Genomic DNA, 759 nt, shown 5'->3' with positions numbered 1-759 from the left:
ATGCCGAGATGGCCGAGCAAGGCAGCGGCATCGGAAGCCATCTTGACCGGCGTGTAGTCGGCCTCCTCATAGCTCTTCGACGACGAGCCGTGGCCGCGATTGTCGAAGGCGATGGCGCGGTAGCCGGCACCGTTCAGCGTCTTGAACCAGCCGGGCGACACCCAGTTGACATAATGGCTCGAGGCGAAGCCATGGATCATCAGCACCGGATCGCCCTCGCCCGATTCCGGCTGGCGGTCGAGGAAGGCAAGGTCGAAGCCGTCATGGGTGAAAAACTGCATCTGCGATCCCGCCTGCGTGCTCAACCGCCACCGCCATTGGGCGCATCGCCATTGTCGGCTGGTGGCATGCCGGGGCCGGATACCGTGCCCACGGCCGGATGGCGCAAAAGGTCGCCATACTCGATGCCGTTCCTGGCGGCGGTGCCGGCCTTGAGCTCGAGCACGAAGCGCACCGGTACACCGGGCGAAATGACGGCGTCCGATTGCGGCTCGCCGTGCTTGACCGCCCGGATCTTGCCATCCTGGCCGACGAAAATCAGATCGAGCGGCATTGGCGTGTTGTGCATCCAGAAGCCAACCTGCTGCTGGACCTCGAAGACGAACAGCATGCCGTGGTTGTCCGCCATGTCCTGCCGGTACATCAAGCCGGCCTCGCGCTCCGCGGCGGTGTCGGCGACTTCGATGGAAAAAGAGCGATCACCGCCTTTCGTCACCACGACCAATGGCGCCGGATCGGCTGGAAGGATCATCGCCCGGC

General features: G+C 64.4%; 2 protein-coding genes. Both read right to left on the bottom strand.

Annotated features, from left to right (window positions below):
* Positions 1-281 (bottom strand): alpha/beta fold hydrolase (locus EN750_RS37190; RefSeq protein WP_189526814.1); only part of this gene is annotated, 281 nt, incomplete at its 3' end.
* Between the two features lie 20 nt (positions 282-301).
* Positions 302-759, bottom strand: a 458-nt coding sequence (locus EN750_RS37185; RefSeq protein ID WP_145968323.1) for a DUF192 domain-containing protein, incomplete at its 5' end; no start/stop codon positions are given.

It is taken from the genome of Mesorhizobium sp. M7A.F.Ca.ET.027.03.2.1 (assembly GCF_003999175.1).
GTDB lineage: Bacteria > Pseudomonadota > Alphaproteobacteria > Rhizobiales > Rhizobiaceae > Mesorhizobium.
Note: the sequence above shows the minus strand (reverse complement) of the source record. Positions and strands in the feature narration are given on the sequence as shown.